At 63.1% G+C, this 16,150-nt stretch carries 17 protein-coding genes; 9 read left to right on the top strand and 8 right to left on the bottom strand.

Translation table 11 applies throughout. The features are described 5' to 3' along the window. Positions 1 to 41 precede the first annotated feature (41 nt). Positions 42 to 791, bottom strand: a complete 750-nt coding sequence (locus NKH41_RS29075; RefSeq protein ID WP_352770492.1) for an SDR family NAD(P)-dependent oxidoreductase — start codon at positions 789 to 791, stop codon at positions 42 to 44. Positions 792 to 887: 96 nt separating this feature from the next. Between NKH41_RS29075 and NKH41_RS29070 the strand changes: the two genes are divergently transcribed. Continuing rightward, positions 888 to 1,781, top strand: a complete 894-nt coding sequence (locus NKH41_RS29070) for a LysR family transcriptional regulator (RefSeq protein WP_352770495.1) — start codon at positions 888 to 890, stop codon at positions 1,779 to 1,781. A 92-nt stretch (positions 1,782 to 1,873) separates the two neighbouring features. Here NKH41_RS29070 and NKH41_RS29065 read toward each other — a convergent pair whose 3' ends face one another. Continuing rightward, positions 1,874 to 2,302, bottom strand: coding sequence for a VOC family protein (locus NKH41_RS29065; RefSeq protein WP_352501275.1), 429 nt, complete (start codon positions 2,300 to 2,302; stop codon positions 1,874 to 1,876). Positions 2,303 to 2,518: 216 nt separating this feature from the next. Between NKH41_RS29065 and NKH41_RS29060 the strand changes: the two genes are divergently transcribed. Next, positions 2,519 to 3,721, top strand: a complete 1,203-nt coding sequence (locus tag NKH41_RS29060) for an MFS transporter (RefSeq protein ID WP_352770498.1) — start codon at positions 2,519 to 2,521, stop codon at positions 3,719 to 3,721. Between the two features lie 104 nt (positions 3,722 to 3,825). Here the strand turns inward: NKH41_RS29060 and NKH41_RS29055 are convergent, their stop codons facing one another. Next, positions 3,826 to 4,728 carry a sigma-70 family RNA polymerase sigma factor gene (locus NKH41_RS29055; RefSeq protein ID WP_352770501.1) on the bottom strand — a complete coding sequence of 301 codons (903 nt, stop codon included), beginning with the start codon at positions 4,726 to 4,728 and terminating at the stop codon, positions 3,826 to 3,828. Between the two features lie 204 nt (positions 4,729 to 4,932). On the opposite strand from NKH41_RS29055, the gene NKH41_RS29050 reads away from it, so the two are divergent. From NKH41_RS29050 to NKH41_RS29020, 7 genes are all read left to right on the top strand, one after another. Next, the gene (locus tag NKH41_RS29050; RefSeq protein ID WP_352770504.1) at positions 4,933 to 6,339 is read left to right on the top strand and encodes an MFS transporter; all 1,407 of its coding nucleotides are present in this window, start codon (positions 4,933 to 4,935) and stop codon (positions 6,337 to 6,339) included. A gap of 433 nt (positions 6,340 to 6,772) precedes the next feature. After that, positions 6,773 to 7,969 (top strand): acyltransferase family protein, encoded by a 1,197-nt coding sequence (locus NKH41_RS29045; RefSeq protein ID WP_352770507.1) that lies wholly within the window; start codon positions 6,773 to 6,775, stop codon positions 7,967 to 7,969. A gap of 2 nt (positions 7,970 to 7,971) precedes the next feature. Continuing rightward, positions 7,972 to 9,078: a glycosyltransferase family 2 protein gene (locus NKH41_RS29040; RefSeq protein ID WP_352770510.1), complete on the top strand. Its 1,107-nt coding sequence runs from the start codon at positions 7,972 to 7,974 to the stop codon at positions 9,076 to 9,078. Between the two features lie 6 nt (positions 9,079 to 9,084). Continuing rightward, entirely contained in the window at positions 9,085 to 10,113 is a 1,029-nt protein-coding gene (locus NKH41_RS29035) for a glycosyltransferase family 2 protein (protein WP_502895690.1), read from the top strand. A gap of 9 nt (positions 10,114 to 10,122) precedes the next feature. Then, entirely contained in the window at positions 10,123 to 11,907 is a 1,785-nt protein-coding gene (locus NKH41_RS29030; protein WP_352770512.1) for an ABC transporter ATP-binding protein, read from the top strand. Positions 11,908 to 12,991: 1,084 nt separating this feature from the next. Continuing rightward, on the top strand, positions 12,992 to 13,210 hold the full coding sequence (locus NKH41_RS29025; RefSeq protein WP_292659780.1) for a hypothetical protein: 219 nt from the start codon (positions 12,992 to 12,994) through the stop codon (positions 13,208 to 13,210). Between the two features lie 113 nt (positions 13,211 to 13,323). Continuing rightward, complete coding sequence (locus tag NKH41_RS29020) at positions 13,324 to 14,028, top strand: SOS response-associated peptidase (protein ID WP_352770515.1); 705 nt, start codon at positions 13,324 to 13,326, stop codon at positions 14,026 to 14,028. Here the strand turns inward: NKH41_RS29020 and NKH41_RS29015 are convergent. The 5 genes from NKH41_RS29015 to NKH41_RS28995 form a co-directional block, all read right to left on the bottom strand. Further along, entirely contained in the window at positions 14,025 to 14,285 is a 261-nt protein-coding gene (locus tag NKH41_RS29015; protein ID WP_352770517.1) for a hypothetical protein, read from the bottom strand. The two genes, NKH41_RS29020 and NKH41_RS29015, sit on opposite strands and share 4 nt — an antisense overlap. 3 nt (positions 14,286 to 14,288) lie before the next feature. After that, the gene (locus NKH41_RS29010; RefSeq protein ID WP_352501268.1) at positions 14,289 to 14,549 is read right to left on the bottom strand and encodes a hypothetical protein; all 261 of its coding nucleotides are present in this window, start codon (positions 14,547 to 14,549) and stop codon (positions 14,289 to 14,291) included. A gap of 146 nt (positions 14,550 to 14,695) precedes the next feature. Beyond that, a complete protein-coding gene (locus NKH41_RS29005; RefSeq protein WP_023677295.1) occupies positions 14,696 to 14,845 on the bottom strand; it encodes a hypothetical protein in 150 nt (49 codons plus the stop codon). Between the two features lie 3 nt (positions 14,846 to 14,848). Beyond that, complete coding sequence (locus NKH41_RS29000; protein ID WP_287286361.1) at positions 14,849 to 15,178, bottom strand: DUF2934 domain-containing protein; 330 nt, start codon at positions 15,176 to 15,178, stop codon at positions 14,849 to 14,851. A gap of 128 nt (positions 15,179 to 15,306) precedes the next feature. Then, positions 15,307 to 15,942 carry a BA14K family protein gene (locus tag NKH41_RS28995; RefSeq protein WP_352770519.1) on the bottom strand — a complete coding sequence of 212 codons (636 nt, stop codon included), beginning with the start codon at positions 15,940 to 15,942 and terminating at the stop codon, positions 15,307 to 15,309. Between the last annotated feature and the right edge of the window lie 208 nt (positions 15,943 to 16,150).

Raw genomic sequence — 16,150 nt, 5'->3', positions numbered from 1 at the left:
TGGGGCATGGTCCGTGAAACGGCGGTCCGCGCCCTCCATGCCTATCGCCAGCCACCGGAGGCGGTGATGCGCTCGCCGGTCAGCCAGGACGCTTCGTCGGACGCGAGGAACACCGCGACGCGGGCGACGTCGTCGGGCAGGCCGAAGCGACCGAGCGGCGTCATGGCTATAATCTGCTTCTCGAATTCGCTGCCGACGATGCCGATGCGCGCGAGGCCCTCGGTATCGATGCCGCCGGGCGCGATGGCGTTGACGCGGATGTTGCGTTCGCCGAGCTCCCGCGACATCGACAGCGTGATCGTGTCCACCGCACCTTTGGTCGCGGCGTAGACGAGCGAGTTCGGTTGCGGATTGCGGCTGGCGACCGAGCTTATGTTGATGATGCTGCCGCCGCCCGCGCCAAAATGCTTCACTGCTGCTTGCGTGGTCAGAATGATGCCCAACACATTGGTGTCGAACTCGCGGTGAAACTCGGCCTCGGTAACCGCTTCCAGCGGCTCGAATGCGAAGACTCCGGCATTGTTGACCAGTATGTCGAGCCCGCCAAACTCCAATTTCGCCGCCTCGAACAGGCGGCGCACGTCGGCCGATTGCGACACGTCGCCCTGGACGGCGACGGCGCGGCCGCCACGGTCCTCGATCTCGGCGACGACGCGGTCGGCGCCTTCCCGTGACGAGGCGTAGTTGACGACCACTGCGGCGCCGGCCGTGGCAAGACTCTTGGCGATGGCGACGCCGATACCCTTGGAGGCGCCGGTGACGATGGCGACCTTGCCGTTCAGCTTGCTCATCAATCTCTCCTTTGTCGACGATGAGCGGTATTTAATGATGATCAAAAAGCGTATTAGGATCATCATGATCCATTCTTTCATGCCTGGAATTCCGGAATGACCACCATCCTCGAAAAGACCGCCGGTCTCGTCGCCTTCGTCCGAACCGTCGATGCCGGCTCTTTCCATGCCGCCAGCCGGCTGGTCGGCTCCAGCCCGTCGGCAGTGTCGAAAAGCGTGGCGCGGCTCGAGCGTCGGCTCGGCGTCAGGCTGATCCAGCGCTCGACGCGCCGGCTCGGGCTCACCAGCGAAGGCATCGCCTATTACGAGCGCGTGGCGCCGCTGCTCAGGGCGCTGGACGATGCCGAAGACATCGTTCAGATGGCCGATACGGCGCGCGGCCTGCTGCGCGTTACAGCGCCCGTCGAGCTTGGGCGTGGCCTGATCGCGGCATGGGCGCAAGCGTTCCTTGCGCAGCACGGCGCAGTCAAACTGGAGCTCAGCGTCACCGACCGCCACGCCGACCTGATCCGCGAAGGCTATGATGTTGCGGTGCGCATGGGGCCGCTCTCAGACACCGGGCTCGTCGCGCGCAAGATCGCCAATCTGCCGATCATGCTGGTGGCCTCACCGGCCTATGTCGAGCGGCGCGGCCGTCCGGCATCGGTCGAGGATTTACGGGACCATGAATTCGTCCGTCACCAGATGGCTGGCCGGCCTTATCCGGTCACATTTGCCGACGGTACGATGATCGTGCCGGATGGGCGGCTCGATACCGATGACGGCGGCGCCATCCGCAATGCGGCGCTTGCCGGCGCCGGCATCGCGCATCTGATGCGGTTTGCCGTGCAGAACGATCTCGACACGGGTCGCCTGGTCCGCATCCTGCCCGAGGTGGCGATGCCAACCATGCCGGTGCACATCGTCCATGCGTACGGGCGACAGCTGCCGGTCCGGGCGCGGCTGTTCGTCGATTTCCTTGCAGGCCAAATGGCTGCGCTGACGCGATAGGGCAGACGCATGGTCTATGACGCAAACACCCAGCTTTTGGCAGAGACCAACCGTGCCGGCCGTTTGCGCAAGCAAACCACCCTTACCCGAAGCTAGAAAGTGATCTTCACTGAATCGGCGCTGCGGTTGGCGGCGCCGTGGTGGACGGCCTCGATGTTGTTGCCGTCGGGGTCGAGCAGGAAGGCGGCGTAATAGCCGGGATGGTAGGATCGTTCGCCGGGCGCGCCATTGTCGGTGCCGCCGCCGTCGAGGCCGGCCCTGTAGAATGCGTCGACCATGGCGCGGTCATTTGCCTGGAAGGCCAGGTGATGGCGGCCGGTCAGCTTTCCCAGGGCCGCCGGGCTGTCGGGGCTGGAAATGAACAGCTCATCGGCCCAGAAATAATCATTGCCGGCGCCACCGATCGGTATGCCGAGCACGTTGAGAACCGCCTCGTAGAAACGACGGCTGGCCTTGAGATCCCTGACCACCAGCTGGAGGTGGTCGATGAGACGCCCGCGATGAAGTTCCTGATTTGCCATGCTTGACAGCTCCTGATCGCCGGTTGGAAATCTAGCTTCGAATGGTGCGCGGTCAATCCAGAAAGCCGTGGAATGGCGCCATCGCGCCGACTGGATAAAAAATGCAACCGGATTGTCGGATTCAAGACATCTCCAACGTCCTTCGGACGCAAGCGGCTCGGCGGAGCTCGAAAAGGTCGTGCCGTATCAACGCTTCCGGCATGGGAGAAAAGTGAAATGAGCCTTCCCTATCGTTGGGTTATCGTCGCGGCTGGCGCGCTGATGACCTGTGTCGCCCTCGGGGCGATGTTCTCGCTGGCGATCTTTCTCGAACCGATGGCGCTCGACACACAATGGTCGCGCGCCGGCATATCGAGTGCGATGACGCTGAACTTCCTGGTAATGGGCCTCGGCGGCTTCGCCTGGGGCGCCATTTACGACCGCTTTGGCGCCCGCATCGTCGTCGTGACCGGCGCCGTGCTGCTCGGCCTGGCGCTGGTCCTGGCCAGCCGCACCGGTTCGCTGCTCGTTTTCCAGTTGGCCTACGGCGTGCTCGTCGGCCTCGCGGCAAGCGCCTTCTTCGCGCCGATGATCGCGCTGACCTCCGCCTGGTTCGACACGAACCGCAGCCTCGCCGTCTCGCTGGTCTCGGCCGGCATGGGCGTGGCGCCGATGACCATCTCGCCCTTCGCCCGCTGGCTGATTTCGGCCTACGACTGGCGCACCGCGATGTTCGACATCGGCATAACCGCGTGGGTGCTGCTACTGCCGGCCGCGCTTCTGGTGCGCCAGCCGCCCAAGCCCGCTGCCGACGGCGCTGCCCCAAGCGTTGCGGCCGAGGGTGCCGGCATGACGGTTCCGCAGGCGCTGCGCTCGCCGCAATTCATCGTGTTGGGACTGACCTTCTTTGCCTGCTGCGCGGCGCATTCCGGGCCGATCTTCCACATGGTGAGCTATGCGATGCTGTGCGGCATAGCGCCGATGGCGGCGGTCAGCATCTACAGCATCGAGGGCCTGGCAGGGCTGGGTGGCCGGCTGCTTTACGGCGTGCTTGCCGATCGGCTGGGCGTCAAGCCGGTGCTGATCACCGGGCTGGCCATACAGGCCGTGGTCATCGCAGCCTATCTGGCGGTCAGCGAGCTTGGTCAATTCTACACGCTCGCCGTCATCTTCGGCGCCACCTATGGCGGCGTCATGCCGCTCTATGCGGTGCTGGCGCGGGAATATTTCGGCCAGCGCATCCTCGGTACGGTGTTCGGTGCAGTAACCATGCTGTCCAGCCTCGGCATGGCTTTCGGCCCGCTCGCCGGCGGCATGGTGTTCGATGCCTATGCCAGTTATTCCTGGCTGTTCATCGGCTCGGCCCTTGTCGGGCTTGGCGCGATGGCGATTGCGATCGCCTTCCCGCCGCTGCCGCGCAGGGAGTTGCAACCGGCTTAAAGCTTAAAGCAGGATCGGCGGAAAAGGGCGGCCGCTTGGATGGCAAGCGGCCGCGATCCAAAAATAGCTGGCAGTGTTTGTTCGGCATTATGAAACGCGAATTGCTATGCAAGCAGAGGCACCACCTCGGCGCCGTCAAGCGTGTAGCGCGCATAGCGGAAATCGCGAATTCTCGCCAATCTGTCGCCGGCCCATTCCAGCAGGATGAAATATTTTAGCCCTCTGGCCGAGTCGTCCGGATCGATCACAAGAATGGCTGGCTGCCGATCCACCAGGCCTGGAAGCAGCCGCCAATCGTGGATACCCGCGTAATTATGGAAGTACCGGCCCACTTTCGTGCGGCCACTCGCCCGGAGCCGGTTGGCGAGGTCAAGCCGGACGTCCTCGGCCAGCATGTCGCGGATCGCATCGAAGTCGCGGGCGTTGAACCGCTCTACATAGGCTGCCAGCCGCGCCCGCTCGGGCTCGGCCAACACCGGCGCAGGCCGATCCTCAGACTCGCCGGCGACCTCGCGCAGGCGCAGACGGCCGCGATGCAGTGCGGCTTTCACCGCCGGAACGCTGCTGTCGATAATGTTGCCGATCTCTTCGATCGTATAGCCGAGCACATCCATGAGGATGACGCTGCTACGCTGCGCCGCGGGCAGGCGCATGAAGGTCTGCAGGCTTGCGGCCGCAGTGTGTCGACCCTCGGCCGACATACCGGGGTCAGGGATCATATCGATATCCTCAACGACATGCGCGGCATCCAACCTGGCGCGACGGCGCAGGTGGTCGAGCGCTGTATTGTGCGCGATGCGGAACAGCCAGCCCTCGACATTGGCTATCGGTCCGGTCCCGGGGAACGCCTCAAGCGCCTTGACCGTAGCTTCCTGGACGACATCCTCGGCATCGATCACCGAACCGGTCATGCGGGCGCAATAACGGTGCAGTTTCGGCCGCAATTCGCCGAGCAGCCGGTCGAATGGCTCCCGTCCTTCTGGCGTGCCGATTGCGGATCCGGTCATCGCACAAGGGTCGATCTCATGCGTATCTCCCAGGCAGAGGCGCCCGCCATCGGGCGCAGCGTCTTATAGACGCTCGACGATGGCAAAAGGATTCGGTCGAAAAAACTTTCTCCTGCTGGAATCCTTTGATGTTCCCTACGCGTCTCTGGATCACGGGCCCGTCAACCTGGCGGGCCCTTTGTTCAAGCCGGAGGCGCCATAGTCATGAGCAAGCAAAGTGCGGGATCAACGAAGGTCTGGGTTCTCGCCCTCACGTCGATAGGCTCCTTGATGGTCGTTCTCGATGCGATGGTCGTGGCGACGGCATTGAGCACAATGCGCGTCGAGCTCGATGCCTCGCTGGAGACGCTGCAATGGACGATGAACGCCTATAATTTGAGTTTTGCCGTCCTACTCATGACCGGGGCTGCGCTCGGTGACCGGTTCGGCCGCCGGCGTACGCTCGTTGCCGGATTGGCGTTGTTCGTCGCAGCGTCGGTTGCCTGCGCGCTCGCTGGCAATGCCGGATTGCTGATTGCGGCCCGTGCGGTCCAGGGCGCAGGTGCCGCAATGGTCATGCCGCTGGCCATGGCGCTGCTGAGCGTCGCTTTTCCCCCGGAGGAGCGAGGCAAGGCGCTGGGTATCTTCAGCAGCATCACCGGCCTGGCCCTGATCATCGGCCCGATGGCGGGCGGTGCGATTTCCGAAGGCCTCTCCTGGCACTGGATCTTCTGGCTCAATGTCCCGGTCGGCATCGTCCTCATCCCGCTGGTGCTGCGTCGGATTCCGGAGAGTTACGGGCCGGGCACGGCTATCGATGTCCTCGGCGTCGTCCTGGTAACTGCGGCGGCATTTGGTCTGGTCTGGGGTCTGATGCGCGGCAACATCGTGGGCTGGAGCGGCTCTGAAGTGCTGACGGCGCTGACGGCCGGGCTGCTTTTCGCCACCGCATTCGTCCTTTGGCAGCTGCGTACCCGCGAGCCCATGCTGCCTTTGCGGTTCTTTCAGGCGCGCGCATTCTCCTCGGGCGTAGGGGCGAACTTCCTGCTCTGCGCGGCCATGTACGGCCTCGTATTCCTGTTGCCGCAGTTTCTGCAGTTTGCCCAGAGCCGTGGGCCGTTCGGCGCCGGCATGGGATTGCTGCCTTGGACCGCCACGCTTTTCGTGGTCGCACCGATCGCCGGCAGCCTGATCAACCGAGTCGGCGAGCGCTGGCTTGTGGTGGCCGGACTGATCCTGCAAGCGGCTGGAATGGCCTGGCTGGCGCAGATCGCCGCACCTGATCTGCCCTACGTTCAGCTAGTCGCCCCGCTGATCATTACCAGTGCCGGCGTGTCGATGGCCATGCCTGCCGCGCAGAACGCGGTTCTCAATGCGGTCGCCCGGCCGGAGGTCGGCAAGGCTGCCGGCACGTTCAACACATTCCGCTTCCTCGGTGGCGTATCCGGGATCGCGATCGCCGGTGCGGTGTTCGCCGGCACTGGAAGCTTCTCGTCCACTGACGCGTTCAGCGATGGCTTCACCTCGGCAATCGACGTCTCCGCTCTGCTCTCGCTCGCCGGCGCGCTCGTCGGATTGGCGCTCCCGGAGCGTCGCGCAGTGGCGCTCGCGAATGCCAGCAAGGAGGCGTAACTCGAAGGCGGGAAGCTTGCGCTTGCTCCCACTGTTGTCGCGCTAACAGCAGCCGCGCCAGCGCAGCAAAAAGGTCGCCGAGCGTCGGTTGCCGGCCGGTCCTGTGGCGGGGCATCTGTGTCCAGACCCAGATCTTGCGCCCGTGATGGCGGCGAACATGCTGCATCGCAGCACCCTCTCGCCGATCTCGGCGGGCCAAGGCAGTGCGAAAAAATCGTCAAGAATGGACAATTCAGGCTGTTTCCTGCTGTTTTTTGGCTTTTATTAGTCGCGCCTCACGTTCCTGTTTCAAATGTGTCAACTTTTTGTGTTGCGTTGCACAATGGTGGTCCTATTCTGCGCAAGGGGGGCGCTTCCGATTGGAATGCGCCGTGAACGACGCCGCTATATTGACCGATTGGCAGTTTCGCCGTCCCGCCGGCGTATGCCGCTAATGGGAAATGCGCGCGACACCCAATTGGACGCGCTGAGGGCCATCGCCGTGACGATGGTGCTGTACTCCCATTTCTTCGCGGCCGGAGGGTCCTCGTTCTGGGGCCATATCGGCGTGCGCCTGTTCTTCGTGCTGAGCGGCTTTCTGATCACGCGACTGCTGCTGGAAGCCAGAGCGGCCGCCGAATTCGAAACCGGACCGGCGCTGAAATCCTTCTATATCAGGCGGGCGCTGCGAATATTCCCGCCCTATTTCGCCGTGCTGGGTTTCGTCTGGCTGGTGGACCTGGAGCAGTCCAGAGGATCGCTGGCCTGGCATGCCCTCTATCTGTCGAATTTCTGGTACGCGGCGCAGAATGAATGGACGCCCTGGCTGCTCTGCCATTTCTGGAGCCTGAGCATCGAGGAGCAGTTCTATATCGCCTGGCCACTGATCGTCCTGCTGGCACCGCGCCAGCGCCTCGAAGCGATCTGCATCGGCGTGATCATGCTGTCGCTGGCCTACCGGTTTTATTGGCCGATCGCGGGAACGCCCGGTTTGGCGCGCGACCTGCTGCCGCCGGCGTCGATGGATGCATTGGCGTCAGGCGCGCTGCTCGCCGCCTACCGGTCAAGAACAGCCGGCTTGCCGCAATGGCTTCGAGCTGGCTGGCCGGGGCTCGCCGCGGCGTTTTTCGTTCTGCAGTGGTTTGCGCCGGCGCCGGCAAATCCGGTGCAGGAATGGGGTCTCTGGCTGCTGTTGCAGATCCTGCCTGTCGCGCCTCTGGTGGTCATCGTTGCAAGCTGTTCAACGGGCATTGGCGGTCGCGTCGGAAAACTTCTCGAACTGCCGCCGCTGCTTGGCCTTGGCCGCATAAGCTACGGCGTCTATCTCTACCATCCCATAGTGCTGGCTCTGGTTGTCAAGTCGCAGCCCTGGATCCCGCTCAACGTCTCGGAGCAAGGGCCGGGGCGGTTCCTGGTCGCGGGAACTGCGACGCTCATGCTGGCTTCGGTTTCGTGGCTGCTTTTCGAAAAGCCGCTCAACAGCCTCAAGCGCCACTTCCCCTATGTTGCTGGAAAAGGCCGCGGCGCCATCTCGGCAGGCATGGACGTGGGCAATGCCGGATGGATCGCGGCCGGAGCATATCCGGGCAGGCCGCTTGATGGTGGCACGTCACCCTCGCCGCGCAAGCTGCACCGAACCGATCGGAGCTGATCATGGCTGCTGCTCCCTTGGTTTCCGTTCTGCTGCCGATCTACAATGCGGGACCTTATCTCGCCGCTGCGCTGGGCAGCGTCCTGCGCCAGGATTACGAGCGTCTGGAGGTCATCGCCATCGATGACGGCTCGACCGACAACTCGCTGCAGATCCTGCAGAAATACCGCCAAGCCGACAATCGCATCTCGATCATCTCACGCGAAAACCGTGGCCTGATCGCAACTTTGAACGAAGGCCTGGCCGTGGCGCGCGGCGATCTGGTCGCCAGGATGGACGCCGACGACATCGCCTATCCCCAGCGCCTGTCGCGGCAGGTCGCGCTGTTCAACCAGCAGCCTGACCTGGCTCTATGCGGCGCGGGTTTCGATACCTTGCTCGGCAACCGCATCGTCAGGGGTTCGCCCGATCCGATATTCCAGGACAATATCCTGCGAATACTGTCGATGTTCTTCACGATCTTCATGCATTCCACGGTCGTCTACAACAGGAAGGTCATCGAAGAGAGCGTTCTATTTTATGACGAAAGCTACAAGCATGCCGAGGATTTCGACCTGTTCAGGCGGCTGACCGACCGCTACCCGGCGGCCATGATCCCCGAAAGCCTGATCGCCTATCGTATCCATGACGACAGCGTGACCAACAGGCACAAGCGCGAAATGCGCAGGACCCATTTGAAGATCGTCGCCGAGAACCTCGAGCGCGAAGGGCTCGCACAAGAGACGCAAGGCCTGCGCGACATCGGTGAGGTCCTGTCGATGGACACGGCTCGCCGTGCCGCCGAATGGATCCTTGCGCTGGAAGAAAGGATTTCGGCACTGCCGGCCGAGACGAGGCCGAGTTACCAGGCCGGCACGCTGAACCTGTTCTATTTCCTCTACCAGCTGATATCGGGGGAAAGGCAGCCGCTGCTGATGCACGAATTCCTGACGCGGACGGCGAAATGGAACCTCATCCGGCGGCGCGAGCAGTACGTGTTTCGGACCGGTGCCTTCGCGCCGCGCTTCAGTCTCGCCTCGATGTCGGTCACCAGGCAGGTGGATGCCCTGTCGCGGTATCTGCAGTCCGTGCCGGCCGCGGCGGTTTTGCCTTCGAACCAGTTGAGCTAGCAACGCATGTTCGTCAAATCGCACCAGCTCCAGCAGCGCGGCCGCTCGACGGTGCCGGCGGCCATGTCGCCGCGGCCGCAGCAAGGACCGGCGCCGGCGGTCAGCTTCATTGTCTGCACACGCGACCGCGTCAACGTGCTCGAGCCTTGCATAAAGTCGATCCAGGCCGCGTGCCGCGCCTACGCCGCCTTCTCTGCCGAACTGGTGGTTGTCGACAATGGCTCGACCGACTGCACAGCAGAGCGGCTGGCCGGCATAGCCGAACTTTCTGACATTCCGTTCACGGCCATTCGCGAGCCGCGACCCGGATTGGCGGCCGCGCGCAACACCGGGCTGGAGCGCGCGCGGGGCCGCGTGCTGGTCTTCGTCGACGATGATTGCGCTGTCCACAAGGATTATTTGCGCGATCTGCAGCGGCACTATGCGGCCGGCGAACGGGTCATCCGCGGTGGGCGGGTCGAGATCGGCGACCCCCGCGACCTGCCGTTCACCATAAAGCGGTCGCCGGTGCGCGCGCGGCTTACCCCAGACGTCCATCCCGGCGGCTTCGTGCTTGGCTGCAACATGACGATGCACCGCGATGTTGCCACCCGCATCGGCCGTTTCGACGAACGGTTCGGCGCCGGCGGCCCGCTGCGCTCCGCAGAGGATACGGACTATCTGGTGCGGGCGGTGCTACTTGGGATCCCGGTCGAATATGTGCCCGACATGACTATCTATCACCATCACGGCCGGCGCGACCGCAAAGCCATCGAAAAGCTGCACCGCGACTACAGCATGGGCAATGGCGGGCTTTGCCTGAAACATATCCGCCACGCGCCGTGGCTGCTTCGCCATTGCTACTGGTCGATGAGGGCGGCCTTGCGCGAACTGGTGAAAGGCCCTCTGTTCGACCGTGAACTCAAGCTGTCGCACTGGCCGATCGTCGGCATGAATTTGCTCGGCGCGGCCAAGTTCGCGGTGCTTTTGCTGGCGAAATCGCCGCAGCCGGCGCAAATGCGACAGGAGCAACAGGCAAATGCCGAGGCGAGGTGATCCGCCACCATGCGATTGATGCCGCCCAGCCTGCCGATGCTGCGCCGCGCGCTCGGAAGAAAGCAGTTGCGCCTGCTTCCTGCCGTGGTGGTGCTCGGGCTGCTCAGCGCCGCGCTTGAAGGTTTTGGTATCGGCCTGATCATTCCGTTGCTGAACATAATCATGGGGCAAGGGCAGATCGGCATGGCCGGCTTTTCCGCCGTCTTCCAGCATGTCGGATCGAGCCTGAGCGAGCGCGACCGGCTGATCGTCATTTCGGTCGCCATCCTCGGCTCGATCGTGCTTAAGAACTTGTTCGCCTTTGCCAACACGCTGCTGACCACCTTCATCTACGGCAAGGCGAGCCATTCGATCCGCAGCGCGCTGTCGGAGCAGCTGCTGCGGGTGGGCTACCCGTTCTTCCTGCAGCAAAGCCCCGGACGGCTGCTCAACATCATCTCCAACGAATCCTGGCGGGCCTCGGATGCCATCCAGATCACGTTGGGGGCAATCGTCAATGCATCGGCCGCAATCATCCTATTGGCCTTCCTGCTGCTTCTGTCGTGGCAAATGACGCTGCTGGTGACGCTGGGCCTGGCGCTGGTCCAGGTAGCGCACGCCGTGCTGTCGGCCAATCTGAAGGCGCCGAGCCGCAGCGTCGCCTCCCGCAACAGCCAGCTCGCATCGCAGATGCTGCATCTGGTGCATGCCGGGCGGCTGATCCGCATTTTTGGCCAGGAGCAACGCGAGAAAGCGGCTTTCGACCAGGCATCCGACGCGGTGCGCCGGGCGGCCTTCGTGCTTTTAACCCGCCAGGGAGCGTTGCCGCCGCTGACCGAGGTTCTGCACGCCATGCTGTTCCTGGCGGTGGTGATCGGCGCCTGGTTCGCCAATGTTTCCTTCCCGCTGATCGTCGCCTTCGTCATCCTGCTCTACAGGCTGCAGCCCTATATGCGGTCGCTGCAAATGGCCTGGAGCCAGCTGCAAGGCCTGAGCGGATCGCTTGAAGAGGTGACATGGATGCTGGACCCATCCGGCAAGCCCGCGCCGCCGCAAGGCAGCGCAGCGTTCCCTGGGCTCAGCCAAGGCATCAAGTTCGAGGACGTCACCTTTACCTATTCTGGTTCGGAACAGCGCGCGGTGGTGCTGCATGCGGCGAGCTTCGACCTCCGCAGCGGCCGCTCGACCGCGCTGATCGGCCGGTCGGGCGCCGGCAAGACGACGATCGTCAACCTTTTGTGCCGCTTCGTCGAACCGGATAGCGGCAGGATCCTCGTCGATGGATCGCCGCTGGACCGCATAGACCCCGGCCAGTGGCGAAAGCACATCGCGCTCGCCAGCCAGGAGCTGGAACTGGTCGACGGCACGGTTTTCGAAAACATTGTCTACGGCCAGGACACCGCCTCGGCCGACGACGCCGAGCGCGCCGCAAAACTGGCCGAAGCGCATGGCTTCATCGAGCAACTGCCGCAGGGTTATTGGACGGTCGTCGGCTATCGTGGCGTCAATCTCTCGGCGGGACAGCGGCAGCGGATCGCGCTGGCCAGGGCCCTGGTGCGCGATCCCGACATCCTCATCCTCGACGAAGCCACCAATGCGGTGGACGGCCTGTCGGAAGCGGCAATCGTCGAGACGCTCAAGTCGCGGGCCGGCCGCCGCACTACCATCGTCATCAGCCATCATCGCAGCACCATCTCGTTCTGCGACGACGTCGTGATCCTGAGCCACGGCCGTGTGAAAAAGCAGGCGCCGTTCGCCGCGCTTGCGACGCTCAGCATGGACGAGCTTTACCAGCACGAGGCGCTGGAAGGCTGAGGGCGACCCCGCTGCGTGCGCGCGCTGGGAGGTCGTCTCGGATGTCAATTCAGGTCAAGCATCTCAGGGGCGAGGAAGACCTCCGCCTACGTCTCTACGGGATTTCTGGGATGATGAGTGATCCCGAGCTTACCCGCTTTCCATCTGGAGCGTACAGAACCAAGGGTCCGCCTGCCAAATCCAGCAATGGCAGGCGGACCCTAATCAGCGCATGAAGGGACTGATTCTGCGCCGATGTCTCCTCGAGGAGGTGACGCCATCAACTGAAGACGGGCGCAGTTGTTCCCGATGCCGGCCGTACACAAGACCATTGCGCAGGCAGGTCAGACTTAGGTCCCTGTAAACGCGCATCGCTGGCTGGAGTGAACATCGGATCGGCTCGGTGGTAGCGAAACTTCGGCCGGAGATAGATGCAGCCATTGGGTTCCGGGGCATGACCGGCTCGGCGCTGATCATGGGCGGCGATCGATCCCCGCACGACTGATGCCGAGGGGCGCTTGCAGTCCTGCGGAATACGCATCCACCGGCGCCAGTGAAGTTGTCCAAGCGGTACCGGCTCAGCGGTCGTCAAGCTGTTGCTAATATGCAGCACAGGCAGCGCTCTATGAACGGCGTCGCTTGGAACCGCTACCTCCGACCAACCGTTAGTGTCACAATGACAAACCAAAAAGTGAGGCTGATGATGGACCCGCTGCAAAACAACACGTTGGAGATCTGGTGTCTTGCGGCCGTTCCGCTGTCGCTGCTCCTTACGGTGTTATTAGCCGGACTTATCCTTTAGCCGGACCCAACGAGGCCGGCTGCGGACCGGGGCCTGGAAGATGAAAATGCCTGCTATTTAGGCACGCTAGGCGTCGCGGACACCCGTAGCACCAGGCTGTGGCAGCCTTTCCAACATTGCCATCATAATCGGCTCTTTCGACCGGTCCGGTCGGCGGCGATTGCTCGCAGGCCCGTTGCGAGGGCGAGCATGCGAGCTCGTACGTTTTTTACACAATCTCTGATTGGTGGACTCGCCCGCCGCCATCGACGTTAATTTTGCGTTAGCGATAGGAGGGGGGAGATCGCTAAAGGGAGGAAGAAAATGAAAGAAAACTACGATCTGACGATCGACTACGACGACGAACCTTACGACAACAAGCCTTATGATCTAGCCACATTCGCAAGGAAGCACGGGCTCAACATTCGAGCCGCCGAGCTTCTTCTTTTCGCCAAAGGCCCGTCTCGAGCGGCCTGCGATGCCGCGGCGAGGGCTTTTCTCGCGGCGGTAGCCGCACAAGCTATGAGACAATCGGCGCGGTAGGTCTCACAAAGCCATTGCTGACACGGCCTGCCGTGTCAGCAACCCAACGGACAGCGCTGGAAATTCCAGGCCGTTTCCAACAAGATGCCTGAGCATCCGGGAACGGCCTGAAAATGTGCAATCTCTACAACATCACGACCAGCCAGGAGGCCATCCGCCAGTGGACCCGCGCCTTGCGCGACATCCTCGGCAATCTCGAACCCTCCATCGACATCTATCCCAACCAGCCCGGCCCGGTGGTGCGCAACGCGCCGGACGGCGAACGCGAATTGGCCAATCTGCTGTGGGGCATGCCGACGCCACTGGAGCGGGTCAAGGGCAAGACCGACTACGGCACCACTAATATCCGCAATCCGCAATACGGCCACTGGCAGCAATATCTCGGCATCGAGAACCGCTGCGTGGTGCCTGTCACCAGCTTCGCCGAGCCCAGCCCGACGCCCGGCGACAAGGACCACGAGACCGGCATCCAGCGCAACTACTGGTTTGCACTCGGCGAGGACCGCCCGCTGTTCTTCTTTGCCGGCCTGTGGACGCGCTGGCATGGCCTTCGCAAGGTCAAGGACGGCCCCGCCGATCACCAGGTCTATGGCTTCATGACGACCCAGCCCAACGCGCTGATCGCGCCGATCCACGAAAAGGCGATGCCGGTGATCCTGACCACGCCGGAAGAAACGGAGGCCTGGCTCACCGCGCCGTGGTCGGAGGCAAGGCACCTGCAGCGCACGGCGCCCGATGACGCGCTGGTGATCGTCGAAAAACCGGCGACACAGATCAAGTTTCCGCAGCAGGCGCCGGCGCAAGGCTCGTTGTTTTAGCGCTTGAATTTCTGCAGCACCCAGATGTAGCCCTTGGGTGGATGGTCCTGGTCGATGAACTGCGTCTTCACCGTCGTGTCCCTGCGGCTGCATCGTTTGCACCTGAACCTGATCGCTTCCAGCGGCTTGCTCCAGCCCACCACCTGGGCCACGTCATTCGCCCTGAAGCGTCCGACATGGTAGCAATGGCCGCACTCCACGATGAGCAGCATGTTGGCCTTGGCGGCACGCCCAACGCTGTCCATCGGCCCGGCCATGGCTCAATTCCGGGTCGAGTAATCCTCGGGCAGCGGAAGCAGGCCAAGCTCCGCCATCCGGTAATCGGGCTCCTTCTCCGCGACGCTGGCCAGCACCTCGTGCAATTTCTCGACAAGCCCGCAAAGCTGCCAGAACAGCTCGCCATGCGCCTTCAGATGCAGTTGCGACGACAGCACCGTCTTGCGCAGGCTCAAAGTGTCCCTGATGATCGCCTCCGCATCCCTCGCCGACAGCCTGTCGAACCGGCTTTTTCGTCTGCCCATCGCGGCTCTCCTCGATTTGTGAGCAACCGCCCCGCCTGCTGACAAATAGGAAGGCATTCCTCGCAGAGTCAATTCGCTCTTGACATTTTTGTTCCCGTTTTGTTCAATATCAACTAATGGAGGCACCGAAGCGACAGCACGCCGCCTCAATGCCTCTTGAAATACTGCACCTCACGTTCGTGCTTTTCGGCGGCCTCGCGGGTATCGAAGGTGCCGAGATTGCGGCGCTTGCCGGTCTTTTCGTCCTTCTTGCGCGAATAGAGGCGGTATTTTCCGTCTTTGAGTTTTCTGATCATCTGTCACTCCCCGAGCCGCTGCTTCCCCTTAAGGTTGCGCGCGGCTTGTTCGATAGCCGCCCTGTCGTTTCCCAGCCTGTCGATCAGCTCCTGCGCCTGTTCGCCCGATATGCCGGTGCGCACCGCCAGGGCCTCCACCGTCAAAACGTCGGAGCTCGCGACCTCGCGGGTTTCCGGCAGGGCATCGCCTGCCGTCAGTGGCAGGGCCGCCTCCCTGTCGATCTCGGCCTCGGCCCGGTGCCAGTGCCGCTCGGGATCGCCATGGATCCCGCCTTCGCGTTCCCAGATCTGGTATGCGCGCTCACGAATCTTGTCTTCCCGGTCGTCGCCCATGTTGATTTCTCCTTTGGGTATCGGATGAACGCCGCGCCAACCCGAACGATCCAAGAAATCTGCGTGATCGTTGGGTGGGGTCGCACAAGGCGCCATGCACTGCGGCCGCCAGCCACCCCACGGCCTGCCTACTCGCACTGCCTGCGCGGCCCGCCCGAATACGGCTGATAGCTGTTGTCCTCCGGTCGATATGACCGGTAGCGGCTGAAGCAGTATTGCACGTGGTCGAATGAGAGCTCGGCGGCGCCGGATTCATCCGATGGCGCGTAGCCCTCCACCGACGACGTATCGCTCGCCTCGAAATAGCTGCCGTCATCGGCGGCGCCGAGATAGGGCGAGATGCAGGGGCGCTGTTGTCCGCTGTAGGATGTGTAGTGGTTGTCGTCCGGCCTGTAGGAGCGGTAGCGGCTGGCGCACCATTCCACGTGGGCGGCGGGCAGCGTCTGCTGCTCTTCCGCTGGTGGCTGGATGGAGCCGGTCGCGGTAATGTCGGTTGTCGACGCTGCGGCGGCATCGGTGGTTTTCGAGCTGCGATCGACTTCCGAGGTGCGAACGGGGACCGGGCGGGCCGGGAGGCGTTCGAGGCGCTGCGAGGCCGGGTTCACCGGTCGCGGGTCCTTGGCCCACAGTTCGGCGACGCTGGAGACCGGGGCGGCCGGCCGTACCGGCTTGGCTATTAGAAGCCAGGTGGCGAAGGCGAGACCGCTGGCGAATACGGCGAGCGTCAGCACGAAGCCGCCAAAGATTGCGAATAAGGCTTTCATGCCGCGCTCCTTCGCCTCCCGGTTAAGGAAATGCGGGGGCGGGGAATCCGGTTCCAGGAAGAGGGTGGGGGCAGGGCACTTAAAGGAGGACCCCTCTCTCCGTCTCCGGAGCCCCGCGACCCCAAACCCCCGTTGCGGGGCGCGGACCCAACGCTCCTTAAGGGGGGTGAACTGCTAGCCGCAATAGCGCCCCAAAACAACCCCGTAT

This window comes from Mesorhizobium sp. M1169 (genome assembly GCF_040318345.1).
Taxonomy (GTDB): domain Bacteria; phylum Pseudomonadota; class Alphaproteobacteria; order Rhizobiales; family Rhizobiaceae; genus Mesorhizobium.
This window is presented reverse-complemented; position numbering and strand designations above follow the sequence as displayed.